The 25,893-nt window shown below is 44.4% G+C and carries 27 protein-coding genes; 9 read left to right on the forward strand and 18 right to left on the reverse strand.

All coding sequences use genetic code 11. The annotated features are described in order from the left end of the window. The first annotated feature begins 7 nt into the window (after positions 1 to 7). Together AB1S55_RS14075 and AB1S55_RS14080 are read left to right on the forward strand one after the other, a co-directional pair. Complete coding sequence (locus AB1S55_RS14075; protein WP_370978813.1) at positions 8 to 3,103, forward strand: efflux RND transporter permease subunit; 3,096 nt, start codon at positions 8 to 10, stop codon at positions 3,101 to 3,103. A 114-nt stretch (positions 3,104 to 3,217) separates the two neighbouring features. Then, positions 3,218 to 4,258, forward strand: coding sequence for a bifunctional helix-turn-helix domain-containing protein/methylated-DNA--[protein]-cysteine S-methyltransferase (locus tag AB1S55_RS14080; protein ID WP_370978814.1), 1,041 nt, complete (start codon positions 3,218 to 3,220; stop codon positions 4,256 to 4,258). A 10-nt stretch (positions 4,259 to 4,268) separates the two neighbouring features. Here AB1S55_RS14080 and AB1S55_RS14085 read toward each other — a convergent pair whose 3' ends face one another. After that, positions 4,269 to 4,583, reverse strand: coding sequence for a Rieske (2Fe-2S) protein (locus AB1S55_RS14085; protein ID WP_370978815.1), 315 nt, complete (start codon positions 4,581 to 4,583; stop codon positions 4,269 to 4,271). A gap of 228 nt (positions 4,584 to 4,811) precedes the next feature. On the opposite strand from AB1S55_RS14085, the gene pabB reads away from it, so the two are divergent. After that, a complete protein-coding gene (pabB, locus tag AB1S55_RS14090) occupies positions 4,812 to 6,128 on the forward strand; it encodes an aminodeoxychorismate synthase component I (RefSeq protein ID WP_370978816.1) in 1,317 nt (438 codons plus the stop codon). A gap of 100 nt (positions 6,129 to 6,228) precedes the next feature. Here pabB and thrH read toward each other — a convergent pair whose 3' ends face one another. Then, positions 6,229 to 6,843, reverse strand: coding sequence for a bifunctional phosphoserine phosphatase/homoserine phosphotransferase ThrH (gene thrH / locus AB1S55_RS14095; protein WP_370978817.1), 615 nt, complete (start codon positions 6,841 to 6,843; stop codon positions 6,229 to 6,231). Positions 6,844 to 7,036: 193 nt separating this feature from the next. Here thrH and AB1S55_RS14100 point away from each other — a divergent pair, with 193 nt between their 5' ends. After that, the gene (locus AB1S55_RS14100; protein ID WP_370978818.1) at positions 7,037 to 7,759 is read left to right on the forward strand and encodes a phosphoadenylyl-sulfate reductase; all 723 of its coding nucleotides are present in this window, start codon (positions 7,037 to 7,039) and stop codon (positions 7,757 to 7,759) included. A 51-nt stretch (positions 7,760 to 7,810) separates the two neighbouring features. Continuing rightward, positions 7,811 to 8,140 (forward strand): hypothetical protein, encoded by a 330-nt coding sequence (locus AB1S55_RS14105; RefSeq protein ID WP_370978819.1) that lies wholly within the window; start codon positions 7,811 to 7,813, stop codon positions 8,138 to 8,140. Between the two features lie 88 nt (positions 8,141 to 8,228). Here AB1S55_RS14105 and cysB read toward each other — a convergent pair whose 3' ends face one another. Continuing rightward, the gene (gene cysB / locus AB1S55_RS14110) at positions 8,229 to 9,203 is read right to left on the reverse strand and encodes an HTH-type transcriptional regulator CysB (protein ID WP_370978820.1); all 975 of its coding nucleotides are present in this window, start codon (positions 9,201 to 9,203) and stop codon (positions 8,229 to 8,231) included. A 200-nt stretch (positions 9,204 to 9,403) separates the two neighbouring features. On the opposite strand from cysB, the gene AB1S55_RS14115 reads away from it, so the two are divergent. Continuing rightward, a complete protein-coding gene (locus AB1S55_RS14115; protein WP_370978821.1) occupies positions 9,404 to 10,189 on the forward strand; it encodes a sulfite exporter TauE/SafE family protein in 786 nt (261 codons plus the stop codon). A gap of 78 nt (positions 10,190 to 10,267) precedes the next feature. Here the strand turns inward: AB1S55_RS14115 and AB1S55_RS14120 are convergent, their stop codons facing one another. The 7 genes from AB1S55_RS14120 to AB1S55_RS14150 form a co-directional block, all read right to left on the reverse strand. Then, positions 10,268 to 11,155 carry a 5'-nucleotidase gene (locus tag AB1S55_RS14120; protein WP_370978822.1) on the reverse strand — a complete coding sequence of 296 codons (888 nt, stop codon included), beginning with the start codon at positions 11,153 to 11,155 and terminating at the stop codon, positions 10,268 to 10,270. Positions 11,156 to 11,177: 22 nt separating this feature from the next. Beyond that, complete coding sequence (locus tag AB1S55_RS14125) at positions 11,178 to 12,209, reverse strand: D-cysteine desulfhydrase family protein (protein WP_370978823.1); 1,032 nt, start codon at positions 12,207 to 12,209, stop codon at positions 11,178 to 11,180. A 102-nt stretch (positions 12,210 to 12,311) separates the two neighbouring features. After that, positions 12,312 to 12,653 carry a preprotein translocase subunit YajC gene (gene yajC, locus AB1S55_RS14130; protein WP_370978824.1) on the reverse strand — a complete coding sequence of 114 codons (342 nt, stop codon included), beginning with the start codon at positions 12,651 to 12,653 and terminating at the stop codon, positions 12,312 to 12,314. 102 nt (positions 12,654 to 12,755) lie between these two features. After that, complete coding sequence (locus tag AB1S55_RS14135) at positions 12,756 to 13,769, reverse strand: helix-turn-helix domain-containing protein (protein WP_370978825.1); 1,014 nt, start codon at positions 13,767 to 13,769, stop codon at positions 12,756 to 12,758. Between the two features lie 331 nt (positions 13,770 to 14,100). Then, positions 14,101 to 14,574, reverse strand: coding sequence for a thioredoxin-dependent thiol peroxidase (bcp, locus tag AB1S55_RS14140; RefSeq protein ID WP_370978826.1), 474 nt, complete (start codon positions 14,572 to 14,574; stop codon positions 14,101 to 14,103). Between the two features lie 236 nt (positions 14,575 to 14,810). Next, positions 14,811 to 15,791: a malate dehydrogenase gene (locus tag AB1S55_RS14145; RefSeq protein ID WP_370978827.1), complete on the reverse strand. Its 981-nt coding sequence runs from the start codon at positions 15,789 to 15,791 to the stop codon at positions 14,811 to 14,813. Positions 15,792 to 15,965: 174 nt separating this feature from the next. After that, entirely contained in the window at positions 15,966 to 16,580 is a 615-nt protein-coding gene (locus tag AB1S55_RS14150) for a dUTP diphosphatase (protein WP_370978828.1), read from the reverse strand. A 148-nt stretch (positions 16,581 to 16,728) separates the two neighbouring features. Between AB1S55_RS14150 and AB1S55_RS14155 the strand changes: the two genes are divergently transcribed. Together AB1S55_RS14155 and AB1S55_RS14160 are read left to right on the forward strand one after the other, a co-directional pair. Continuing rightward, positions 16,729 to 17,247 carry a phosphatase PAP2 family protein gene (locus AB1S55_RS14155; protein WP_370978829.1) on the forward strand — a complete coding sequence of 173 codons (519 nt, stop codon included), beginning with the start codon at positions 16,729 to 16,731 and terminating at the stop codon, positions 17,245 to 17,247. After that, positions 17,244 to 18,323 carry an MJ1255/VC2487 family glycosyltransferase gene (locus tag AB1S55_RS14160; RefSeq protein WP_370978830.1) on the forward strand — a complete coding sequence of 360 codons (1,080 nt, stop codon included), beginning with the start codon at positions 17,244 to 17,246 and terminating at the stop codon, positions 18,321 to 18,323. The genes AB1S55_RS14155 and AB1S55_RS14160 overlap by 4 nt, the downstream gene beginning before the upstream one ends. A gap of 145 nt (positions 18,324 to 18,468) precedes the next feature. Here the strand turns inward: AB1S55_RS14160 and AB1S55_RS14165 are convergent, their stop codons facing one another. The 3 genes from AB1S55_RS14165 to holB form a co-directional block, all read right to left on the reverse strand. Further along, entirely contained in the window at positions 18,469 to 19,260 is a 792-nt protein-coding gene (locus AB1S55_RS14165; protein WP_370978831.1) for a TatD family hydrolase, read from the reverse strand. A 116-nt stretch (positions 19,261 to 19,376) separates the two neighbouring features. Further along, complete coding sequence (locus tag AB1S55_RS14170) at positions 19,377 to 19,730, reverse strand: PilZ domain-containing protein (RefSeq protein WP_370978832.1); 354 nt, start codon at positions 19,728 to 19,730, stop codon at positions 19,377 to 19,379. 120 nt (positions 19,731 to 19,850) lie between these two features. Further along, positions 19,851 to 20,867, reverse strand: a complete 1,017-nt coding sequence (gene holB, locus AB1S55_RS14175) for a DNA polymerase III subunit delta' (RefSeq protein ID WP_370978833.1) — start codon at positions 20,865 to 20,867, stop codon at positions 19,851 to 19,853. Between the two features lie 97 nt (positions 20,868 to 20,964). On the opposite strand from holB, the gene AB1S55_RS14180 reads away from it, so the two are divergent. Next, positions 20,965 to 21,582: an RluA family pseudouridine synthase gene (locus tag AB1S55_RS14180; protein WP_370978834.1), complete on the forward strand. Its 618-nt coding sequence runs from the start codon at positions 20,965 to 20,967 to the stop codon at positions 21,580 to 21,582. A 16-nt stretch (positions 21,583 to 21,598) separates the two neighbouring features. Here AB1S55_RS14180 and tmk read toward each other — a convergent pair whose 3' ends face one another. The 5 genes from tmk to acpP all read right to left on the reverse strand — a co-directional run bounded on the left by tmk (position 21,599) and on the right by acpP (position 25,740). Next, positions 21,599 to 22,228, reverse strand: a complete 630-nt coding sequence (gene tmk, locus AB1S55_RS14185; protein WP_370978835.1) for a dTMP kinase — start codon at positions 22,226 to 22,228, stop codon at positions 21,599 to 21,601. Next, positions 22,225 to 23,307: an endolytic transglycosylase MltG gene (mltG, locus tag AB1S55_RS14190; protein ID WP_370978836.1), complete on the reverse strand. Its 1,083-nt coding sequence runs from the start codon at positions 23,305 to 23,307 to the stop codon at positions 22,225 to 22,227. The genes tmk and mltG overlap by 4 nt, the downstream gene beginning before the upstream one ends. Beyond that, positions 23,304 to 24,131, reverse strand: a complete 828-nt coding sequence (locus tag AB1S55_RS14195) for an aminotransferase class IV (protein WP_370978837.1) — start codon at positions 24,129 to 24,131, stop codon at positions 23,304 to 23,306. Before AB1S55_RS14195 ends, mltG begins: the two co-directional genes overlap by 4 nt. 14 nt (positions 24,132 to 24,145) lie before the next feature. After that, on the reverse strand, positions 24,146 to 25,378 hold the full coding sequence (fabF, locus tag AB1S55_RS14200) for a beta-ketoacyl-ACP synthase II (RefSeq protein ID WP_370978838.1): 1,233 nt from the start codon (positions 25,376 to 25,378) through the stop codon (positions 24,146 to 24,148). A 125-nt stretch (positions 25,379 to 25,503) separates the two neighbouring features. Then, positions 25,504 to 25,740 (reverse strand): acyl carrier protein, encoded by a 237-nt coding sequence (acpP, locus tag AB1S55_RS14205; RefSeq protein WP_011468112.1) that lies wholly within the window; start codon positions 25,738 to 25,740, stop codon positions 25,504 to 25,506. Positions 25,741 to 25,893 lie beyond the last annotated feature (153 nt).

Consider the following 25,893-nt stretch of genomic DNA (forward strand, 5'->3'; position numbering starts at 1 on the left):
TAGACTTATGAAATTTACGGATCTCTTTATCACAAGGCCTGTGCTTTCGATTGTTGTGAGCATGCTTATCCTGATTGCAGGATTACAGGCAGCGATGAATCTAACCGTTCGCCAATACCCCGAAAGTGATAGCTCGGCCATTACCATTCAAACGGTTTATGTCGGTGCCAGTGCGGAACTTGTGCAAGGTTTTATCACCACCCCAATAGAACGCGCCATCGCCTCTGCCGATGGCATTGACTATATCGAAAGCCAAAGCTCACTGGGTTTTTCTCAGATTACAGCCATCTTAAAGCTTAACTACGACCCTGTTCGTGCGATGTCTGAAATTAACACCAAGGTAAATCAGATACGCGGGCAACTGCCCCCCGAAGCCGAGATACCCGCCCTTACTATCACCGGACCTGACGCTCAAGTCGGCGCAGCCTATCTAGGCTTTACCTCGGATTTATTAAGCCAAGCCCAGATTACTGACTATCTGGTTCGTGCTGTTCAACCTAGAATCGCTGCTCTGCCTGGAATCCAGCGTACGGAAATCATTGGTGGCCGTACCTTTGCTATGCGAGCTTGGTTAAAACCTGAAAACATGGCGGCCCTTAACGTAAGTCCGGCTGAGATTTATCAAGCCTTAGCTGCCAACAATGTGCAATCGACCTTAGGGCAAACCAAAGGAGCGTTAACGCAAGTTAACCTCAGTGCAAATACAGACTTACGAACAATAGAAGATTTCCAAGAGCTTATTATTCGCCGTACTAACCAGGGCAGTATTTTACTCAAGCAAGTCGCCGATGTAGAGCTTGGGGCAGAAGACTACAACACGGTCGTCAACCATTCAGGGAATACCGCTATTTTTATGGGTGTTTGGGTCTTACCCACAGCCAACTCACTAGAAGTTATCAATAGCGTTAAAAAAGAAATGGCGATTATCCAAGATACCTTGCCTACCGGTCTTGAGGGAGAAATCAGCTACGATGCCACCGCCTATATTGCCGAAGCGATTGATGAAGTCGTCTTTACCTTAAGCGAAACCTTACTGATTATCACTGTGGTCATTTTCCTATTCTTAGGTTTTAGCCGATCCGTTTTAATCCCTCTACTTGCCATACCGCTTTCTTTAATCGGCGCTGTTTTTATTATTCAGCTATTCGACTTTTCACTCAATTTACTGACCTTACTTGCGATTGTGTTAAGTGTTGGTTTGGTGGTCGATGACGCGATCATTATGGTCGAAAATGTCGAGCGTCATATTGAAGAAGGCAGTACCCCGTTTAAAGCGGCGATTGATGCAGCAAGAGAACTTGTTGGCCCTATTGTTTCAATGACCGTCACTATTGTCTCTGTTTATGTACCCATTGCTTTCCAAGGTGGCTTAACCGGTTCTCTATTTCGTGAATTTGCGATCACCCTAGCTGGCGCCATTGTTGTTTCAGCCATTATTGCTCTTACTCTATCGCCCATGCTTGGCTCAAAACTGCTGCAAGCCAATAAAAAAATGTCGGGCCCGCTCGAACCTTTATTTGAACGTTTTAGGGAAAGCTACGCGCGTTTTGTTGATGCAACGTTGCGCCATCGTTATTCGGTCTATTTTTTATGGGCCAGCCTAACCCTGCTGATCATCCCTCTTTATCAGCTTTCTCCTAAAGAACTCGCCCCGATGGAAGATCAAGGCATCATATTTGGTTTTGTCGAAACCCCAGCCAATGCCACGATCGACCAAAGTAGTTTTTATGCAGAACAAGTAAACGAAGCCTTTGAAAGTGTGCCAGAAACAGATTTCACCTTCCAGATCACCTTTCCTAATGGTGGTTTTTCAGGTTTAGTCACCAAAGCGTGGAGTGAACGAGATCGCGAAGTAAAAGAGATTATGCCGGAAGTACAAGAGCGTTTGGGGCAAATTGCGGGCTTAAATATTATGCCAGCAACGCCCCCTTCCCTACCTGGTGGCTCAAACTTCCCAGTTAACTTTTCCATCATGTCAACAGCTCCTGCTACTGAGATTTTTGAGTTCGCCCAAAAACTACAACAAGAAGCTGGTGCCAGCGGTAAGTTTGCCTTTCCACCTATGCTTGATATGAAATACGATCAGCCCAACGCACAAGTGCTTATTGATAAAAACAAAGTGGCTGATTACGGCCTAGACTTGCAAACCGTAACCCGTGATCTTGCCATTTTATTAGGTGGTAACTATGTAAACCGCTTTAATATGCAAGGCATGAGCTATCGAGTCATTCCTCAAGTTCAGCGCAGTGCTAGGCTGACTCCTGACGATTTAAATGACCTTTATATTAGCGGCCCTCAAGGCCACCTTATTCGCTTAGCCGAAGTGGCCAGCATCAGCGATAGCACCGTGCCACGCTCGCTTAATCGCTTCCAGCAACTCAATGCCGTCACCTTAAGTGGCTTTCCAGTGGTTCCTTTAGGTGAAGCACTTACGTTTATGGAAGAAAAAGCGACAGAGATATTACCAAGTAACTACTCTATTGATTACAAGGGCGAATCTCGCCAATTACGCACCGAAGGTAATAAATTTATTCCAGCGATCTCTTTTGCCACCATTATTATTTTTATGGTGCTCGCAGCCCAATTTAATAGCTTTAGAGACCCACTTATTATTTTGCTTGGCTCCGTACCTATGGCGATATTTGGCGCTTTGGTATTTACCTTTTTAAAATCCTTTATGCCACACTGGACAGACCCTATGTCGAGTACACTCAACATCTACTCACAAGTCGGCTTAGTTACTTTAATCGGGTTGATTGTGCGAAACGGCATCTTAGTAGTTGAGTTTGCCAATAAACTGCAAGAGAAAGGCATCAGTAAATTACAGGCTGTTAAAGATGCATCGTTTGTCCGTTTACGCCCAGTATTGATGACAAGTATCGCAACCATTGCAGGCCACACCCCACTTATCTTTGCTGCTGGAGCCGGTGCAGAGGCTCGAAATTCAATTGGCCTTGTACTAGTTTTAGGTATGCTTATTGGCACCATCTTTAGCTTGGTCGTGTTACCGGCGATTTATATGCTTTTTGCTCGTGACCTGAGCCAGAACACAGCAAGAGATAAAGAAGTGCAAGCCCATATTGAGCAGCACGTAAATAGTTGATACCACAGTTAGTACTACAGCTATTATCTCAGCATGAATCGGGTCGACATGGCCCGATTCATATAGCATGCTCATAGCGAACTAATCCAACGCGCCTCTAGGCCTACATTTAGCATGACTAAAGCACAGCCACTTTCGCTTTCAATGCAAGCTCCTGCACAAAATAGCCAGCACGAAGCTAAAACATCAAGCAATACCACATCAGTAGAGGCTAGGCCCCCACGCCCTTCACATATAATAAGTGATGCTAAGCAAGGTGAGACCAACAGTGCAGCCCTAAGAAGTTATACACGTATAGAAAAAGCCATAGGTTTTATTTGTGAACACTTTCAAGAGCAACCAGATCTTGCAAGCATCGCCGCTCAAGCGCAACTCAGCCCTTCTCACTTTCAGCGTGAATTTACAAACTGGGTAGGCTTAAGCCCCAAACAATTTGTGCGATTTTTAAGCGTGGAATATGCCAAACAATGCCTACAGAAAAACCGACAACAAGACCTGCTACAACAATCTGTACTCGAGCTAGCTCATCAAACGGGGTATTCGAGCGCAAGCCGTCTACATGATGCATTTATCACTCTAGAGGCCATGACACCCGGAGAGTATAAAAACCAAGGGCAACAACTTATCATCAACTATCAGTTTAATAGGTCACTTTTTGGACCTGTGTTAATAGCAAGTACAACAAAAGGCGTCTGCAGTATTCTGTTTCACTCAAACAAGCTCGAAGCATTAGAGCAACTGAAGATGCAGTTCAGCAAGGCTACTTTTATAGAAACTGAGAGTGATGTACAAAAAGATGCCCTTGCTTTATTGCAAGGAGAAATAATAGATAGTGATTTAAAAGCTGAAAGCTTAAAGCTTCACTTAAAGGCCAGCCCTTTTCAGGTACAAGTATGGAAAGCACTGCTACAGATTCCTCTAGCCTCTCTGACCAGTTACGGTACATTGGCCAAAAAAATCAATAGAGACGGTGCCGCCAGAGCGGTGGGCACAGCCATAGGGCAAAACCCTATTGCGTTCCTAATCCCCTGCCACAGAGTGATACAGGCAAGCGGAAAGCTAGGAGGCTATCGCTGGGGATTAAAGCAAAAGAGGAGCATCATTGGCTGGGAAGCGGCTCAGCATCAAACTCGACCAGAAAACAAGGCTTACTAGCTAACAAAGCTTAAAGCTCAACCCCCACGGTGCTGCCCTCATAAACTAAATCGAAGCGTGTTAAGCAATCGAGTACATCCCCCATAGGGCCTGTTGCCTTTCCACTGTTTAGCTCAAAGGCAATTCCATGAGCACTGCAACGAAGTTTGCCATCAGGCGTTACTGTGCCTGTCGACAAAGGTAGGTCTTTGTGTGGGCAGCGATCTTCAATTAAGTAGCTATGTCCATTTTCATGGATAAGTAATAACTTATGCCCTTCTATGTTGAAACTTTTCTTATAGCCGTCTTGTAAGCGACTCAATTGTTCTAATACGTGAAAAGCCACTGCTGCCTCATTTCTTGTTAATCAACGACGCCCATTATGAGCATGTTTAGACTGAAAACCTAGCTGGGATGTACTCAGAGTATCAAACCAGTACAAGCCCACTGCCCCCTAAGGGAGCTATTTCAATTAAGCCATCACTTACAAATCAGCTAGAGACTTGTAAAACGGTACTTGGCCCAGCACACTGTCTCGCCTAGAATGCCGCCTTATCTTTAGATTTCATCATTCATGCCTTGCCTTAGTTTTAAATACTACCCAGATAGCAGCCATTGGTTTACACGTATCCGCCATCTTTCTGGTGCGATATGGCTAGATGGAGAACAAGCCCAAGGCGGGCGTTATTCGGTCTTAAGTGCCGAGCCAAATGAGCTATTCAAAAACCCAAGCCACAATGAACTCAAGCAGCAGCTTGAGGCATTTAAGCAACGCTATCAAAAAGAGCTAAAGGCTTTAGAGACGTTTCCTTTTTGCGGTGGTTTAATTGGTTACAACAACTACGAAGACAGACACCAGCACTTCTCATTAAGTACAAAAAACAAGCAGCAGAGCCCAAGTTACTGGGGCTTGTTTGATTGGGCTTTAATACAAGATCACGAAAATAAGAGCTGCCATTTTATATGCCTTGCCAATGAAACAAGCACACACATACAAAACCTAATAAGCCTACTACAAGCTGAAGATAAACAACCCTGTTCTAACTACCATCTGTCCTCGTTTAAACACGACCAAAGCAAGCAAGACTATTTAAAAGCCTTTGAACAAATTCAAAGTTATATTCATGCAGGAGACTGTTATCAGATCAATTACAGCCAGCGCTTTAGCGCCCAATTTAGTGGCGACCCATCTGAGGCTTACCTGCAACTGCGTAAGCACATAGGTGGCCCCTACTCTGCTTATATTGCCTTAGGTGAGCAACAGGTATTAAGCCTATCTCCTGAGCAGTTTGTTCAAATACAAGACAAAAGAGCGCAAACTAAGCCAATTAAAGGCACAATAAGACGCGGTGTTGATGAACAGCAAGACAAGAGCTTAGCCTGCGAACTGCTTCAAAGTGAAAAAAACCGTGCTGAAAACCTGATGATTGTGGATTTATTACGCAATGATTTTGGCCAAAACTGTAAAGCCGCCAGTGTTAAGGTCCCCCACCTATTCGCATTAGAGAGCTATGCCAACGTTCACCACTTAGTCAGCACAGTAACCGGTGAATTAAACGATGGTATCGATGAGCTGAGTTTTTATCATGACTGTTTTCCCGGCGGTTCCATAACCGGCGCGCCCAAAAAAAGGGCCATGGAAATTATCGACGAGCTTGAACCCCACCCTCGTAATATCTACTGCGGCTCCATTGTTTGCATCAGTGCAAATGGCCGACTTAACAGTAGCATTGCTATTCGCACCCTGCTGATAAAGGACAACAGTATCTATTGCTGGGGCGGAGGAGGCATTGTGGCAGACTCTAAAGCAGAAGAAGAATACCAAGAATCACTGCAAAAAGTGGGCGCATTGATGCGTGAATTAGAAGCAAAATCTATAGCCGCTAAATAAGCACTAAAAGGTTCACCTAGGTAAACAAAAGACACAAAAAAACCACGCTGAGACGTGGCTTTTTTGTAGAAGCTAAAAAAACGTAGCCTAAGAAAGAAGCTTAAGCTTTAACTTCAATGCTTGCTTTTAAGAATTCTTTTTTCAGATCGTCGTAGGTATGAACCGCAGGGAACTGAGGGAATTCCTCGATCACATTCTGAGGGGCATGGAACAAAATCCCAGCATCCGCTTCAGCCAACATAGTTGTATCGTTATAGCTATCACCTGCGGCAATAGTACGATAGTACAGGGATTTTAACGCACAAATAGCTTGGCGCTTAGGATTCGCTTGACGCAAGTGGTAGTTAACAATCTTGCCGGTGTCGTTCATCTCTAAGTTGTGACACAACAAAGTCGGATACCCTAATTGCTTCATCAACGGATCAGCAAACTGATAAAAGGTGTCAGACAAGATGATGACTTGAAAACGCTCACGCAACCAATCAACAAACTCAACAGCGCCTTCCAAAGGGCTTAAGGTTGCGATAACTTCTTGAATTTCATTAATGCCTAAACCGTGCTTATCTAACTCATTCAAGCGCATGGTCATTAATTCATCGTAATCAGCGATATCGCGAGTGGTCGCTTTTAGCGCTTCAATTCCAGTTTTTTGAGCAAATTCGATCCAAATTTCAGGGATCAGTACACCTTCTAGGTCAAGGCAAGCGATTTCCACGTCTCAATTCCTCGTAGCAATGCGGGTAAAATTTGGCGCTCAATCTACCTGTTTCACTGACTTATAGCAATGCCTGACGTTTTTCTTGCTGCCTTGCTTCTGCTATGATTCGCGCCAATTTCCAAGGCCGACGCCTTGAGTCAAAGCCTTGAGCTAAACCTGAGGCAATGCTGGATTCCAAAGGATAGTAATTATGAGTACCCTGCCTGTCACCGATATTAATGCGCAATTAAGTAAAAGCAGCCCTCAAGAGACCTTAAAATACGCTCTTGAAGAGCACGACAATATTGCTGTTTCGTTTAGCGGCGCTGAAGATGTTGTTTTAGTACATATGGCTGCGCAAATTAAGCCGGGTGTTAAAATATTCTGTCTAGATACTGGCCGCCTGCATTCAGAAACCTATCAATTTATTGAAAAGGTTCGCACAACTTACGACATGCAACTTGAGATTCTTTTCCCTGATGCAAACCAAGTAGAAAAACTTGTGCGTGAGAAAGGCTTCTATAGCTTTTATGAGGATATGCATCAGGAATGCTGTGGTATTCGTAAAGTCGGCCCTCTTCGTCGCCATCTACTGACATTAGATGCGTGGATTACAGGCCAACGAAAGGATCAAAGCCCAGGAACACGCGCTGAAATCCCAGTGATTCAGCTAGATAAAGCCTTTGCCCGCCCCGGCGAAAGCTTGATCAAGTACAACCCGCTTGCGAACTGGAGCTCAGAGCAAGTATGGGAATACATCCGCGCCATGGACATCCCTTTTAATGAGCTACACCACAAAGGGTTTATCAGCATAGGCTGTGAACCTTGTACACGTGCCGTACTTCCTGGTGAACACGAGCGCAACGGCCGCTGGTGGTGGGAAGAAGCCACCAAAAAAGAATGCGGTCTTCACTCTGGTAATGTGAAAAAGTAACCCCATATAAGGCTTAGCGTGCATTCGCACACAGAGACTTAGGAGCAAACGATGAAAATTACGCTGGTTAAAAAAATTCTTGCTGATGGCAGCCCTTGCAAAAAGTGTGGTGACGTACTGAATAAGCTCGAAACCAGTGGTCAGATGCAGCGTATTGATGAAGTGCTGGTTGCAGATGAGCGAGATCCAGATAGCGCGGGCATGAAGCTTGCCAAAGAATTGGATGTTGATAGAGCCCCCTTCTTTGTTGTAGAGAATGGCGACTCTACTGAGGTTTACACTGTTTACATGAAGTTTGTAAAAGACGTGCTAAACCAAAAGACAGAAGAAGCAGATGAGCTCAAAGAGATTATGGACAACAACGATCTCGACTTCCTTTAAACGACTAATGCAGCGCTAATATGCAAAAAGGCCGCAATAGCGGCCTTTTTCTTATCTAAATAGCGAGGAAACAAGCCTGTATTAAAGCCTAATACTCAGGTAGTTTGATGTTGCTAAAGAGCTCGTCTAACTCAACTTTCGAGTGGCAGTTAAAAGCGTTTGTAACAACCTCACGAGTAAGATGAGGAGCTAAGGCTTCAATAAATTCATACATAAAGCCCCGCAAAAAAGTCCCCCGTCTAAAACCAAGCTTAGTGGTGCTTGCACCAAACAAGTGGCTTGCATCAAGGGCCACTAAATCGGAGTCGGTTTCTGGATCGTAGGCCATTTTAGCCACAATACCGATACCCAAACCTAAGCGAACATAGGTTTTAATGACATCAGCATCCGCAGCAGTAAACACCACTTTAGGAGCTAGGCCGCGCTGCATAAACGCTTCGTCCAATTTAGAGCGACCAGTAAAACCAAAAACATAAGTCACAATAGGATGCTTGGCCACATCCTCAAGACTTAGCTCACTCAACTGGGCAAGCGGGTGATTGCGGGGAACCAAAATACAGCGATTCCAGCGATAACACGGCAGCATAATGAGATCACTAAAAAGATCTAAAGCCTCGGTCGCGATCGCAAAATCGACACTGCCATCGGCAGCCATCTCCGATATCTGCATCGGAGTGCCTTGATGCATATGCAAGCTGACATCAGGGTACTCAGAGATAAAGTTTTCAATCACTTTAGGTAAGGCGTAGCGAGCTTGAGTATGGGTAGTCGCAATGGACAAGCTGCCCTTTTTCTCATTCGAAAACTCTTGCGCCACCTGCTTAATGCTCTCTACTTTACGCAGAATCTCACCGGCAGTGCGCAAAATAGCTTCTCCCGCAGGTGTAATCCGCGTTAAATGCTTACCGCTTCGAGAGAAAATCTCCACACCCAACTCATCCTCGAGTAAGCGGATCTGCTTACTGATACCTGGTTGAGAGGTATAGAGACTCTGAGCCGTCGCTGACACATTTAAATCGTGATGAGCAACTTCCCAGATGTAACGCAACTGCTGCAGTTTCATAGACCCTCCATTCGGCCGCAGTAAATTTGCTCGCTCCAGCCGTATGATCATTCTTAGCCACGCGGCTGACATCGACCTTCCCAGTCGACTCAAGCTAATTTAGTTATAAAAATATAAGCAAATATTCTTTTGTAGAATAGTTATAAATCTGTATATTTGCCAGCCACTTTTACCTAGTTTAGACCTAAGTTTCTCTTTTTATGCCTGATTTGCTGTATTTCATTCTATGTGGTGCTGGAGTAGGCCTTGCTGTAGGCCTAACAGGGGTCGGTGGCGGCTCACTGATGACTCCCCTACTGATTTTTTCAGGCATACCGACCAAAATTGCCATTGGTACCGATTTACTTTACGCAGCTGCAACCAAAAGCGGAGCGTTAATTAGCCACCAGCGCCAACAAACCATTAAATGGAACGTAGTACTGCTATTACTAGCAGGCAGTATTCCTGCAAGCTTAGCAACAAGCGCTGCACTTAAACTCCTCATAGCCAAAGACACTGATTACAGCGCAGGCTTAGAGCTAGCCTTAGGCATTATGCTAATACTCACATCGATTGTTGTTATTTTTAAAAGCAGAATTAAAACCGAGGCAATCGAAGAAAGTAAACACAATCGATGGATACACCAACATCGTCGCCCTGTCACATTTGTTGCGGGTATTCTACTTGGGCTGTTTGTAACTCTGTCTTCTGTTGGCGCGGGCGCTTTTTGCACCGCTCTCTTATTAACACTTTTTCCGCGCTTACCTGCACTTAACGTTATTGGCACCGATATCGCGCATGCAGTGCCATTGACCTTAGTCGCAGGCTTAGGGCATGTATGGAATGAAAGTGTCAGCTGGAGCTTGCTTGCCGGCTTATTGATGGGCTCTCTACCGGCCGTTCATTTTGGAGCCAAGCTTGCAAGCAAAATCCCCAACCACATACTTCAACGCATACTGGCGTTTATCTTATTTGGTATTGGCTTGAAGTTTGTTTTTATTAGCTGAGCCGCCTTTGCTTTCTCCATACCTCTATAACCTCAACACATAGGTCCTAGAAGAGGCTTCAGGCTTATGGAGTAGTGCTTACGCATTAGCCACACCATGAGGAACGTGCCCCGTTGCAACGTGTTGCTGAGCAGACTCGCAATGGCTTGGCTGATCATCAAAAAAGACATCCGCACCATAGGCTTTTAAAAAGGCCCCTTTATCCATGCCCCCTAAAAATAAACTTTCATCAATACGAATATTCCAAGCTCTAAGCGTACGTATTACACGCTCATGTGCAGGAGCTGAACGAGCCGTTACCAACGCTGTGCGAATGGGGCATTGATCTTCGGCAAACTCGCCTTGTAGGTTCTGTAAAGCGGCAAGAAACGATTTAAAAGGGCCTCCCGACAAGGGTTTTTTCGCCGCTGCCACTTCACTTGCAGTAAAAGCCTGTAAACCTTCATTTTTATATATTTTCTCAGCTTCATCAGAGAACAGCACAGCATCGCCATCAAAAGCAAAACGCAGCTCTGGTGATTCGAGGTTTTCTTTATTAGAGGGCATCAAGGTCGCGGCGGCGATACCATGGCTCAAAGCATGGCGTACATCATCAGCATTGGTAGATAAAAATAAATGGCAATTAAAGGGAGCTATATAGCGATAAGGACTCTGCCCCCCAGTAAAAGCGGCACGAGTGATCGACAAGTCGTAATGTTTAATGGAGTTAAACACCCGTAGACCCGTATCGGCACTGTTACGCGAGAGCAGAATAACCTCCACACGCTCCGGTCCTTCTATTAAGTCATTAATGCTCAATAATTTTTTGACCATATGAAAGGCATCACCCGGCTCAAGCACTTTTTCCTCGCGCTCAATTTGGTAACGACTATAGGCCTCAAGACCATCTGACTCAAACACCTTATGGCTGTTATCCAAATTAAACAGAGCCCGGGAAGATATAGCTACCACTAACTTTTCATGCATCAATAAATACTCTTAAGCTTATCTACGAGATGGTATCCATTAGCTGAGCTGCCTGTGGAAATACCCCAAATGCCCCACCTGTATGAACAAAGACAATATCTTCATAATCGGCCAACTGCCCCTGCTCTAACAAAGACAATAAACCATGCATCGCTTTACCGGTATATACAGGGTCCAATAAAACTGCCTCTTCTCTAGCCAGCTCAGCCATGCGCTGATACAGCTTGCTATACCCCAGGGCGTAACCGGGGCCAATAAAATCCGCATTCACCTGAATACTCAGTTCATTTATCAGCGTTTCACGCTCCACCGCACTTAAGCCACTTTGCTGGGCAGCCTCATTAATATCCGCCGCCACCTTCTTTTGAAAATAAGCTTCAGAATCACAGACTGCCATACCCAACACCTGAGTGGGCACATGCAGTTCATGAAAACCAAGCGTTAAGCCTGCTTGAGTACCACCTGAGCCACTTGCACAGACGACTAAGTCAGGGTTAAAGCCTTGCCCCTGACACTGCTCCAAAATTTCTTTTGCAGCATTAACGTAACCCCACACGCCTTTACCGTTGCTGCCCCCAGTTGGTATTAAATAAGGGCTACGCCCTGCTCGCTCAATTTCTCTGGCTTTTTCTTTAAAGCGGTTATTAAGTTGTTTGGTATACTCTTGCTGCGATAGAAGCTCTATCTGCGCCCCCGTCATGAGACTCAATACGTGGTTGCCCTGCCCTAATGTGGATTGCCCGTTAAGATCTGGATCATCTCTTAAAATCAATTCGCAGCGCAGGCCTAACTCGGCACACGCAAAGGCCGTTGCACGACAGTGATTACTTTGAACACCACCACAAGTGATAACGGTATCACAGCCTTTTTCAATAGCATCAGCAAGTAAAAACTCAAGCTTACGAACCTTATTACCACTTAGAGTCATACCCGTTAGCTCATCTTGTTTGAGCCACAAGCGCTGCCGAGGAAAGCGTCGGCTTAAGGACTGCAATTCACGCAGAGGGCTCGGTAATTGAGCAAGACGAATACGAGGGGGGATATGGCGTAGCATAATAGGCACTGTTCCTTTGTGATAAACAAAGCATAAAACAGCGCGAGCGAAGGGGAAAGCAAAGCTGCACGCTAATTTAAGCGCACAGCTTAAAGCTAATAATTAAATAGCTTTGATCGTACCTTTTGGAAGTACCGCATGAACACTGGCTTTTTGAAATTTAAGCTCAACACTATCTGCAGCTTTAATCGTTACATAGGCTTCATCAACCTCGACGATTTTACCTAATAGGCCGCTACTCATAACCACTTCATCACCTTTACCCAAGGCATCAACTAAGCTCTGATGCTCTTTTTGACGCTTACGCTGAGGACGGATAATCATAAAATACATGAATACAAACAAACCACCTAAAAGCAGAATGTTTAAAAAACCGGCATTGGGGGACGCAGCAGGAGCACTGGCTTGCGCTTGAGCAGCCGCTTCAGCGATGAAAAAACTCATGAGTAACCTCTTGATTAGTATAAAAAATCAGGCGGCAACTCTACTAAAGATGAGCTAAGTAGGCAATCAAGGACTAGCCAAGCTAGCCCTTAAATAGCGAGATTATGCGTAATCCCTGAACACTTTACGGAAAGTGCTTGGTGAAAGCCCCGTCCAGCGTTTAAAGGCATTGGTAAAGCTGGTGCGATCAGAAAAATCCAAAGTCGAGGAGATACGATCTATGGACGTTTGTTGGCGAATCAGATAATCAATAGAAAAGTGAAAACGGACTTTATCGCGTAACTCTGCAAAGCTAATACCTTGCTGCTGTAAACGACGCTGTAAAGTGCGCTTACTCAGGTTTAGCTCTTCTGCAATGTGATCAATACTCAGAGAGCTTTGACCTATGCGACGTTTAAGCACCTCAACCACTTTACCTGAAATACCAAGGCCTTCTGGTAAGTCCGCAGCAGCCTGATACTCATCTAGAGTTTTCATTGATCCGCTGGCAAAAATGGCTAAATCTTCGGTTTTGCGCTGTGCACGCGCATTTTGTAAATCCATCATACAGGCTATTCCTTCCGCCGTGAGTTCAAGCAACAACATGCTTGCCTCATCCATCGCTGTGTCTACCACCTCGGATGAGACAAAACACACCAGCCCGCGCTGCTTGTCACCCATATCCAGGTTTATCCCTAAGTAGGCGCGGGTCTGCATTAGATTATAAGGATTTTTGTCGCTTTTTGTAGCATTTGTCGAACAATTTTCACTCAAAACAAAACGCGACTCTTTATGCTCAGCTAAAACACCACACTCTTGAAGGCTAACATGCTGACCTGGAAACAAATTCTCTGCATCGGAAGAAGCACATACCTCAAAGACTTCTGGAGACACCGGCGTTAATACTGCACCATTTTGCATTCCAAACTGGACACTGGCGCTACGCAACAGCAAGCTCAAAACTTCATTAAACGAGCCGAACTGCTGATGATTCACTATCAGTCGATATAGATCACGAAGATAAACACTACTGGCTTTTTTCTCAAAGCATGCAGACGTAAATTGCTCGCGATTGAATCGATGGGTCTCAGCAGATAGCTGCCCTGACTCTTGTTTTATCTGGTTTGAATCGGTCACTCAATTTCCAAAAGCGCACATTGCTTATGCGATATAGTTATCAGCAGATGTAAATACATGGCTTTCGATTATAAATTTTAAATTTAGATTTGCACGTCTATTTCAGCACCGATGACGCCAGCTTGGGGATAAAAGCGACAATATTAGAATTGTATGCGCAAAAGCACACTTAGGCAGGATAACGAACGCATAAAGGGCGAATAATATTCGTACTTTGGAGTGATGGGAGTATGAGTAAGAGAAGTAAGATTGCACTTAAACAGGCGAGAACAAAAGCGACTGATTAAAGATTATAAAGCCACAATTAAATCATGGCTTTATAATTAACAAACTAAAGCAAGCTATCAAGCTCAACCAATAAGTCTTCGTGGTGTGTTTTAGTTTTAAATTTATCCATCACCTTTAATAAACGGCCATCTTTACCAATGATAAAGGTGGTTCGTATCAGGCCCATAAACTCTTTACCCATAAACTTCTTTAAACCCCAGCAACCGTACTTCTCCGCAATTTTGTGGTCTTCATCAGAAAGCAAGGGAAAATTTAAGTCGTGTTTTTCAATGAACTTAGGTAAGCGTGCGACAGGGTCTGGGCTAATACCAAAGACCACTGTATCTCTCTGAGCCAGCTCTGCTTGGCTATCTCGAATACCACAAGCCTGAGTTGTACAACCAGGCGTTAAAGCTTTAGGGTAAAAAAACAAAACAACATTCTTTTCACCTACAAACGACGACAAATTCACTTTTTCGCCATCTTGATTTAACAAATTAAACGCAGGGGCTTTATTACCAACCTTTGGGTGTGACATACACTCTCCTAGCTCTAATGACTTTTAACACTTTTACTTTTATATATTAAGCGCTTTATTTACCAAACATGCATCTTAGCTTGCTAGCGCCCTTAATGCCTTAGCTAATAAAAAATGGCAATGACTTAAACAAACATAGCAGTAGGCCTGCCAACTAAAATAGACGAATAACACGCAGGCAAAAAAAAGCGCAGAATAAACTGCGCTTTTTAATACGACTTAAAAGCTTAACTGGATTAAGGCAATAATGCTTTAACCGCGTCGCGCTCTTCTTTAAGCTCGGTTTCAGTAGCGTTCATTTTCTCTTGTGAAAACTCACTGATCTCAAGACCTTGAACAATTTCCCAATCGCCATCTTTACAAACACATGGGAAAGAGTAAATCAGGCCTTTTTCTATACCGTAAGAGCCATCGCTATAAACACCCATGCTCACCCAATCGTTTTCAGGAGTGCCGAGTGCCCAGTCACGCATATGGAAGATTGCGGCATTCGCTGCAGAAGCTGCAGAAGATGCGCCACGCGCTTTAATGATTGCTGCACCACGCTGCTGTACATCAGGAATAAACGTGCCTTCGTACCAATCTTGATCAACCAGGTTGATCGCATCATCACCATTCACTTTAGCAGTGTGCAAATCTGGATATTGAGTAGCACTGTGGTTACCCCATACCGTCATCTTGCTCACATCATTAATGCTCTTGCCGATTTTCTCAGACAGCTGAGACATGGCACGATTGTGATCCAAACGCATCATCGCAGTAAATTGGCGAGGGTTAATATCTGGAGCATTACGCTGAGTAATCAAGGCGTTTGTATTAGCAGGGTTACCAACAACCAAAACTTTAATATCACGTGAAGCGTGATCATTAATTGCTTTACCTTGAACAGAGAAAATCGCAGCATTAGCTTCAAGCAAGTCTTTACGCTCCATGCCTGGGCCACGGGGACGCGCACCAACAAGCAAAGCATAATCTGCATCTTTAAAAGCAAGATTAGCGTCATCAGTGCAAACCATGCCGGCAAGCAAAGGGAAAGCGCAATCTTCAAGCTCCATTGCTACACCCTTTAATGCTTCTAAAGCAGGCGTAATTTCAAGCATTTGCAAAATAACTGGCTGATCTTTGCCCAGCATTTCACCAGCGGCGATGCGGAACAACAAGGAATAGCTGATTTGACCAGCGGCGCCAGTTACGGCAACTCGAACGGGTGCTTTCACAATATATCTCCGTTAAATATGTATGTTTTGAACAATCGTCGCGCATTATAAGGAAAACGACGAAAAAGTCATGTGGCAGAAAAAGTGCATTAAATAGACATCACCCAAATAACGCACCAAAATAAAGCAAAATCATTTAAGGCCTAGCTACAAATGAAAATTAATCAGCGCGCCCTAACACATAGACTGATAACGAGCCTCTAACTCACTATAAATACACTCTTTAGTGCACTCAGCTCCTGATAACTGCGCAAGGATTTCCATCAAATGCTCATTATCTTCTTTGCCAGCCCAGAGCTTAATATAGCTGCCCTCTTTGTAACCGTGATCTTGGCGAAAGATGTTAAGCACATTTTTTGCGACATAACGAGTAAATAAACTATCAAAGTCTAAACCAGCAAGACGCATTAAGCCTGCAAAACCTGCCACATCAAAGGCTTTACTTTGCAAAGTATTCAAAGCAAATAGCTCTAGGGATTCGCGAAAATCCCCCTTAGTTTCATCAACAAACAGTTTACTCTCTAGTTCTTGCGCAAGTGCTTCATAATTAGAGCTTTGCTCCAATGCGATACTGATACCAAAATGCCAAATATCAATCAGCTCAAGTTCAACTTGCTCTATATCTGGCTCTTGCGCTTTCCACCACTTCCAACCGTAATGATCTAACAGCTCAGCACATTCAACCCAAATTGCTCGATACCAAGCATTACCAGCTTCACGCCAGTCCGCATTCACCTTAGTATTCATTGCGTCTTGCAGTTCCAGCATCGTGATTAATTGTTGGCGCACGCTTGGTATTCCCCCACAGATAAAAAAGTGCGATGGTAGCACAGAGCGCTAAATCACTCACCACTGTCACAAAAGCATCACAAGCAAGACACAAGATTGTCATTTTTACTGGCTAGATTGAATAGAACCTCAAAAAGCGAGAATTCCGATGCGCTTATTACAAAGCATTCATCAGGTAGATGTAGATACCTTTATATGGCTAGCTCAAGCGCGTTGGCGCAAGCAGGCTGTAGGCATTGCTCGCTTTATATCAACCAGTGCCGACGGCCCCCTTTACGTACTGACAGGGCTTGCTTTTTTATTCAGCCAAAATTGGCTTGTGGCAAAGGTTATGGCTTTATGTTTTATTATTGAACGTGTTTCTTATAAGGTTTTTAAAAGCCTATTTAAACGCAATCGCCCTCCCCAAGCCATTCCTGGCTTTGAAAGTGCTGTAAGACCTTCAGATCAGTTTAGCTTCCCATCAGGTCATACCTCTGCCGCATTTATGATGGCTTGTATGTTTTCTTATTTCTTCCCAATGCTAACTTGGATTCTATTTCCTTGGGCGTTATGCGTTGGAGCTGCCAGGGTGACTCTTGGTGTACACTTCCCTACCGACATACTTGCCGGCGCAGTTATGGGATCTTCCGTTTTTTATCTAGTGGTTTCTTATATTTCTCTATGAAAATTCTTTACGGTGTTCAGGCCACCGGAAACGGCCATATTACGCGAGCACGGGCGATTAATACCTATCTTGCAGACAATGGAATTGAAGCAGACTTTCTTTTTTCAGGACGCGAGCGTGAGCTATTTTTTGACATGCAAGCTTTTGGCGACTGGCGCTGCTGCAAAGGCCTCACGTTTCAGCACGAAGCCGGCAAAATAAAACTACTTAAGACAGCTCAAAAAAACAGCCTATTGCAATTGTGGCGCGATATAAAAAACCTCGATTTAAGTCAATACGACTTAGTAATGACTGATTTTGAACCCATTACAGCGTGGGCCGCCAAGCGTCAAGGCAAGCTCTGTATTGGCATGGGGCATCAATACGCATTTCACCACGATGTACCCCGACGCGGGCATTCACTCGCTGGCAGCTTAGTAATGAAACACTTTGCTCCAGCCAATGTTGAACTCGGCCTGCACTGGCACCATTTTAATAGTGAAATACTACCTCCAATCGCTGAAACACATACACAGCCAGACCCTGTGGACCCCAATAAAGTCTTGGTTTATTTAGGTTTTGAAGAACCCGAGCAAGTGATTCAGTTATTAGAGCCATTTGAAAACACCTTATTTGTTTTCTATGGTCCCTTTGCACAATATGAAAGTCGTGGTCACATTCAGTTAAAACCCCTCTCTCGTGAAGGCTTTAAAAAAGACCTTGCCAGTGCTTCGGGTGTGATATGCAATGCTGGTTTCGAGCTAAGCAGCGAGGCGATTCAACTAGGCAAAAAACTACTGGTAAAACCCTTGCACGGGCAAATGGAGCAACTCAGTAATGCAGAAGCTCTTGAAGTGCTTGGTTTAGGTTCATCAATGGATAGGCTCGATAGCAATGCAGTAAAACGCTGGCTCGAGACCCCCGCCGCAAAAGCCGTAGGCTACCCAAACGTTGCCGAAGCCATTGTTCGTTGGTTAGCCGCTGGTGACTGGGAAAACAAAGAGAAGCGTCTTGAGTTAATCCAATCACTTTGGCAACAGACCAATGCAAGTGGCATCTCAAGTTTTGATAGGGAGCCTATGCCTAGCTTGGCCTAGCAAGCAAGCTTGTCAATCAGCTTAAACCTGCAAATATTGAGCGCAAATCGGCACTTATTTCAAATAGGTGCCGACTGCGAATCAGCAGTGGTAAATTGAACTCATTCAGTATCAATCACACAGCAAAGCGATGCACGCTAGCAATTTATTTTACTGATGTGGTAACGGCCCGATTAAATAAGTTGTAAAAATTCTCTGTTGTCGCCTCTGCCAATGCTTCTAGGCTAATACCTCTGTGATCGGCAATAAACTGGGCAACTTCACGCACAAACTTTGGCTCATTGGGCTTACCACGATAAGGCACTGGCGCCAAATAAGGCGAGTCTGTTTCTACCAATAAACGCTCAAGCGGCACTTTTTTCGCAACTTCACGTAAGTTCTCAGCATTTTTAAAGGTTACTATGCCAGATAGACTAATGTAATAACCTAGATCCAGGGCTTTTTCGGCCATCTCCCAATCTTCAGTAAAACAATGCAGTACTCCAGCGCTATCTGTTGCGCCATGCTCTTTTATAAGCGCTAAGGTATCGGCCTTGGCTTCTCGTGTATGCACAATCACCGGTAGATTTGTTTGAGCACCAGCCTGTAAATGATTAATAAAGCTTTGCTGCTGCACTTGTGCGCTGTCTTTGGTGTAGTAATAATCTAAGCCGCTCTCTCCTAGAGCAACCACCTTGGGGGCTTTAGACCACTCGACCAACTCTTCAACACTATAAATCCTAGCGTTCACATCGGATGGATGTACCCCTACAGAAGCAAAAATATCATCATGTTGAGCGGCAATGTCCAATACGGCCTGCTTGTTTTCTTCACTAATACAAACGCAAAGCATCGCACTAATATCGCGCTCACGCGCAGCATCTAAGGCTTTTGTTAAGTCTCCACCGTATGCCTCAAGCTTGAGACGATCTAGATGGCAATGAGAATCCACTAACACAATATGACCTTTATCCTTAACCCATAGAACACAGTTGCTTATTTATGTAAGCGACTGTGTTTAAAATCTAACAACTGAAAACCCTAAGAAAGAACACAAGCTGATTAGCTCGTGTATTACATCGTGTGCGTTGGACGCTCTGACTCTAAAGAACCAGCTAGGTAAGTTTCAATCTTACTTGCTGCGGTATCGTCTTCACCGCTGAACTGAATGCCAACACCTGCTGCGCGGTTACCTTGTGCCCCCTTAGGTGTAATCCAAACAACCTTACCAGCAACAGGAATCTTCTCTGGCTCATCCATAAGACTCAACAACATAAACACTTCATCGCCAAGGGCATAACTTTTGTTTGTTGGAATAAACAAACCGCCGTTGTTGATAAAAGGCATATACGCTGCATACAACACGGCCTTATCCCGAATAGTGAGGGAAAGTATACCGTTACGTGCGCCGCCGCCAAGTCCACCCATTTTTTTACCTAATTCCTAATCTGTATAGCTTGCGCTATTAAATATACATATCTAACTAAAGTAGTGAAAAGCAAAGTCATTGTCTAGCTCTTGTGGCTCAATACGAGTAGCCTCCGTGCTTTATAAGCGTCTTTGTCGCGCATTCATTCTACGCGCCAACTGAAATAGACTCTGCCAATCCATAACCATGTCTTCGCATTGTAATAAGCCATTAAGATTGGCCCCACGCTGTAATTGCGCCAAGCGCTGCGAAAGCTTGTCATGCAAGCGAAAGAAGTAATGCTCCTCCAGTATAGCAAGCTGATCAACCAAGGCTTGCAGCTCTTGAGCCACGGGCTCCTTGGCCATTTTAAAGCGCAATAAGCTTTCAAGCATAAATAGCTGCATCTGCATTAACTCTAGCGTCTCACGACTCTGCCACGATGCCGCCAAGGCGATAGCCCCTATTTCGGCCCGAGCAAGAGATGACAGCTCGGCCCAGAGCTTGAGCTGAGATTCAGCATAATCACCATCCGTCCACTTTTTCGCTTTTAACGGCGCTCCGCCAGCTTGGCGCAGCCAGTGCTGGGCGTTTTCCAAACCCTGCTCTTTTAACCACGCCTCAGATGCCCGTGTGCTAGGCAAACTTAAGGTCATGCACTGACAACGGCTGCGTATGGTCGGCAATATAGCGCTCACCCTATCGCTTACCAAAATAAAAATACAGCGGCCAGCAGGCTCCTCAAGACTTTTTAAAAGCGCATTTGAGGCATTAACGTTCATGGACTCTGCCTGCTCAATTAAGACGAGCTTGGGCCCATCAAAGTGTGAGGTTTTAGCAACAAAATCGACACAGTCTCGCACCTGATCAACTTTAATTTGAGTCGCTTTCTCTTCTGGCTTTAGCAGGAAGAAATCTGGATGCGAGCCGGCATGTAAAAGCTCACACCCACGACAACGACCACAGGCGAGATCATCAATAGGAGAATGACACAGTAAAAATCGGGCCATTGCTTGGCCCAGCTCCTCGATTCCCAAACCGTCAACGGCATTGAGCAATATCGCATGAGGCAGCCTACCCGCTTCAAGACTCTGGCAAAAACCGGCCCATAGACTCTCTTGCCACGGATAAGGTGGCATTGCAGTTTGTGGAATCATCTAACTTGTCTCAATAAAAGCTTTATTATCAACTAAAAGCACGTTACAAAGCAGCCTTAAATATCTGCTTACAAACTGCGACCATCAAATTCATTTTATGACCATCGAACTCATTTACCAAGATTCCGATCTCATTGTCACCAATAAGCCCTCTGGCCTTCTCTGCGTACCTGGCTTAAGTGAACCCGATAACCTCTTTGATCGAGTCAAAAGTGAGTTCAAAAATGCGCGAGTGGTTCACAGGCTAGATATGGCAACATCAGGCTTAGTTATCTTTGCACTTAATCACGAAACCCAAAAAGGCTTTACTCAGCTATTCGAAAAACGACAAATGCAAAAAGAATATTGCGCCGAAGTTTATGGAAAAATTGAACAGCAACATGGGGAGATCATTAGCCCAATGATGTGTGACTGGCCTCAACGCCCTCGTCAAAAAATCGACTGGCATGAGGGAAAGCCCGCACACACTTTATACCATGTTCTAGAAACCAAACAGGAATCGACCCGAGTTAAATTGAAACCTATTACAGGTAGAACGCATCAATTAAGGCTACACATGCTGCAATTGGGCCATCCTATTTTAGGCGATAAGTTTTACAATTTAGAAAGTTCAGAGAAGCAAGCGAGCCGCCTTTTATTGCATGCCGAAGAGCTAAGATTTACCCACCCTATCAGCAGAGAAGTCGTGCAACTAAGCTGCCCTCCCACTTTTTAAGCTAAATACACAAAGCTTAAACCTTTAAATATTCAAATAAACTTGCGGCTATGTCTTTTTGCACACTCACTAATGTCTGCCCTGCATCAATCACAGAAAAACGCTGAGACTCAGCTTTTGCCCGCTCCAAATAACCTGACCTTACACGATCAAAGAAGACAACTTCTTCTGATTCAAAGCGGTCCAACTCAGCTCGAGCCGAGGCACGCGCCAAACCAACTTTGGTTTCAATATCAAGCAACAGAGTTAAATCAGGCCTTAACGTTTCTTGCACTAAATTCTCAAGAGTGCAAATATGCTCAAGACTTAAGCCTCTGCCCCAGCCTTGATAGGCATAAGTTGCATCGGTAAAGCGATCACATAGCACCCACTGGCCCTTAGCCAAGGCAGGTTTTATACAATTATTTAAATGCTGAGCTCGCGCTGCAAAAACCGTTAATAGCTCAGCAGTAGGGTCAAAGTTTTCATCACGCTTTTTTAACAACAGTTCACGTATTTCTTCTGCTAATGGTGTGCCACCGGGCTCTCTTGTAACAATGACGTCTATATTACGATCACGCAGATATTGCTCTACAAAAGCAAGGTTAGTCGATTTCCCAACGCCCTCTGTGCCTTCCATAGTAATAAAACGAGCTTTGCTACTCACGATGATTCCTTTTCTTTTTTCGCGGATTCTTGTGTGTCATCTTCTTGATACTGAGAGCGATAATTGCTTTTACGCTTGTACTGATAACGGCGTACAGCTTTATTATGCTCTTCCAAGCTGCTGGAAAAATAATGTGTGCCATCACCTTTGGCAACAAAATACAGACTGTCACCTTCTGCAGGGTGCAAGGCTGCGTGAATAGCAGCGCGACCGGGCAAAGCGATGGGTGTGGGTGGTAAGCCATTAATTCTATAGGTATTGTAAGCCGTCTTTTTACGTAAATCTGCGCGTGTGATGTTGCCGCTATAATCGTCACCCATGCCATAGATGACCGTAGGGTCTGTTTGCAGACGCATATTTTTTTGCAAGCGACGTACAAAAACACCCGCTATTTCTTCTCGCTCTTGTGGCGCACCGGTTTCTTTCTCTACGATAGAAGCCATAATTAAAGCCTCATAAGCCGTTGCATAAGGTAAGCCTTCAGCCCTATTAGCCCACTCTTCTTCTAAGACTCGCTGCATTTTTTTGACTGCCCGCTGTAAAACAGCTAAATCACTATCCCCCAGACTATAAGCGTAGGTATCAGGAAACATCCACCCTTCCAAAAAGGCGACATCCAGCCCTAAGTCGGAAGCTTGTTCAAGTTGAATATCTCTTGGAATATGTTTTTTTAGCCGCTTTTCTGTACGCAACACATTTAATGCATCATCTGCGCTCATGCCCTCAACAAAAGTAATTGAATACTGAATAACATCTGCAGACTGAAATTTATCGAGCAAGGACAAAGGGCTTTCGAGTGCATCCAGTCGATATTCACCAGCATTAATAAAAGCGCGCTTTTTAAATTTGGCATAGTGAACCCATATTCTGGGCCACTTTAAAATATTGGCTTCCTGAAGGCGGTAAGCTAGAGAATAAAGGCTTTCACCGCGCTCAATAAGCACAGTTTGAGAAGTTTCTGGGATAACATGCTTTTCATTCATCCAGTGAATAGACCAAGCAGTAAAAGTAACAGCCACAAACAAAGCCCAAACCACCAAGGCGATTAGTGAGCGAATAAATATCGTTTTTTTACTCAAGAAAATTCCTTTTGAAAATACTCTGACAGAGTACGCACAACAGCATTTTGAGCTAAGGGTTTAGAGTTTAAGCTACTGACGGCTAAGATGCCGTCCAGTGCATTAGTCAGGAAGACGGCATCAGCTTGAAACAGGTCATCAAGGCCAAGCTCTGCTACCTGCACAGTTAAGCCCAAACCAAGGTCTGAGGTCCAACCATCCAACAAGGCCGCACGTAAAGTACCCTCCACACCCGCGCACTGCAGTGAGGGTGTAAGTAATGAGACTCCCTTCAGAATAAAAATATTATGATGCATGGTTTCTACCACATGCTGATTTTCATCTAAAAAAAGGGCTTCAGCATCTTCAGCGATAGAGCCTTCTATGCTTGGTAATAGATAAGGTAAACGATTAACAAGTTTAAGCCCGTTAGTTAAAGCCTGCCCCAATAACGGTTGAGCAAGGCTCACTAATTTACAACTGCGCAATGCCTCCCTATTGGGCAGCGCTTTTAACTGCACAATGATGTCTGCAGAAGCATGTGCTTGAGCATAAGCCCCACGCTTACCGGGAGCACGACCAAGAATAATTTTTATTACGGCGGGGAACTGAGAAAACTGCGCAATAGCATGCTCTAAATGCTGTTCTAACAATGAAATATCTAAATCAATTTTTAAAACAGAAGCCGCATGAAGAAGGCGCTGCCGGTGGTAGCGCCACATCGGTAAATGGCCCTTTACGCAAGAGCGAAGAGTTTCAAATACACCGTCAGCATAAATCAGTGCTCGAGCATCCAAACATGAAGCATCAAACACTGAACCGTTGCGAAAGGCTAAGCTCTGCACACTAATTTCAGGCTTTAAACACGTTTAAAAACAAGAGAGCCATTGGTACCGCCAAAACCAAAGGAGTTGGATAAGGCGACATCAATTTTCATTTCTTGAGCTGTGTGCGGTACGTAATTTAGATCGCAGCCCTCTTCAGGGTTGTCTAAGTTAATTGTTGGTGGCGCCACTTGGTCTTGCACAGCAAGCACACTAAAAATGGCTTCAACTGCACCTGCAGCTCCCAATAAATGACCAATCATAGACTTAGTTGAACTAACAGCTAAATTTGTAGAGTGTGCAGCAAACACACCTTTTACTGCATCGCTCTCACCTTTATCACCAGCAGGCGTTGAGGTGCCGTGCGCATTAATATAATTAACAGCACTTGCATCAATACCAGCATCATTAAGCGCATTTTGCATACTAAGCTGTGCACCTTTACCTGAAGGCAAGGTAATGTGGTAAGCATCACCACTGGTACCAAAACCGCTTAATTCAGCATAAATCTTTGCGCCACGAGCTTTAGCGTGCTCATATTCTTCAAGCACAAGAACACCAGCACCGTCTCCAAGAACAAAACCATCACGGTCTTTATCCCAAGGGCGACTGGCTTTTTCTGGCTCATCATTACGTTTAGATAATGCTCTAGCCGCACCAAAACCACCAACACCCACACGAGTTGTTGCCATTTCAGCACCACCGGCCACCATAACGTCAGCCGCGCCATATAATATTTCACGAGCAGCCATGCCTACACAGTGCGTACCTGTGGTACACGCTGTTGAAATAGCAAGGTTAATCCCCTGAAAACCATAACGAATGCTTAAGTTGCCCGAAATCATATTAATAATTGCGCCGGGTACAAAAAATGGGCTAACTCGGCGAGGGCCTTTTTCATTAATGGTTATTGAGGTTTCCTCAATATTACCAAGACCACCAATACCTGAACCGATGATACAACCAATACGAGCAGCGTTTTCATCTGTTACCTGAATGCCGCTATCTTCTACTGCTTGTACACCTGCACTCATACCGTACTGAATAAAAGTATCGAGCTTACGAGCCTCTTTAGGGTCTATATAGGGTGAACAATCAAAATCTTGTACAGAAGCACTAATCTGAGTGGCAAATTTAGATGCATCAAAGTGTGTAATTGGACGTACACCACTCACACCATTGAGAATAGCATCCCAAGTAGATTTAACATCATGACCAACAGAGGTCACCATTCCCAAACCAGTTACAACAACTCTTCGACGAGTCACGTGCTTCTCCATTAGCCAATAGAAGGCGCAATATTCTTAAAGGTATAAAACCAAGAAAAGCCGCTCTACATTCATAGGGCGGCCTTTCAGGAGCTTCAACGAAAGAAGGACTAATTGAGGTTCAATTAAGCCAAGTTTTCGTTGATGTAGTTGATAGCAAGCTGAACAGTGGTAATCTTTTCAGCTTCCTCATCAGGAATTTCTGTTTCGAACTCTTCTTCAAGAGCCATAACAAGCTCAACAGTGTCGAGGGAATCCGCGCCCAGATCTTCAACGAAAGAAGCTTCATTTTTAACTTCTTCTTCTTTAACGCCAAGTTGCTCTGCAACGATCTTCTTAACGCGTTCTTCAATGCTGCTCATACTAGATAAACTCCTAAATTTGTCGTTCTTTTCGAAGCCGAAAGAAATCTCAAGCCCACATCAGGCCATGCGAGTGCGCGCATTTTACCTTATTTTTCTGCAAGTTTAAGCAAATCAGCCAATTTTCTTTAAATTTACATAAAAAGCGTTTTA

The organism is Agaribacterium sp. ZY112 (assembly GCF_041346925.1).
In the GTDB taxonomy this organism is placed as follows: domain Bacteria; phylum Pseudomonadota; class Gammaproteobacteria; order Pseudomonadales; family Cellvibrionaceae; genus Agaribacterium.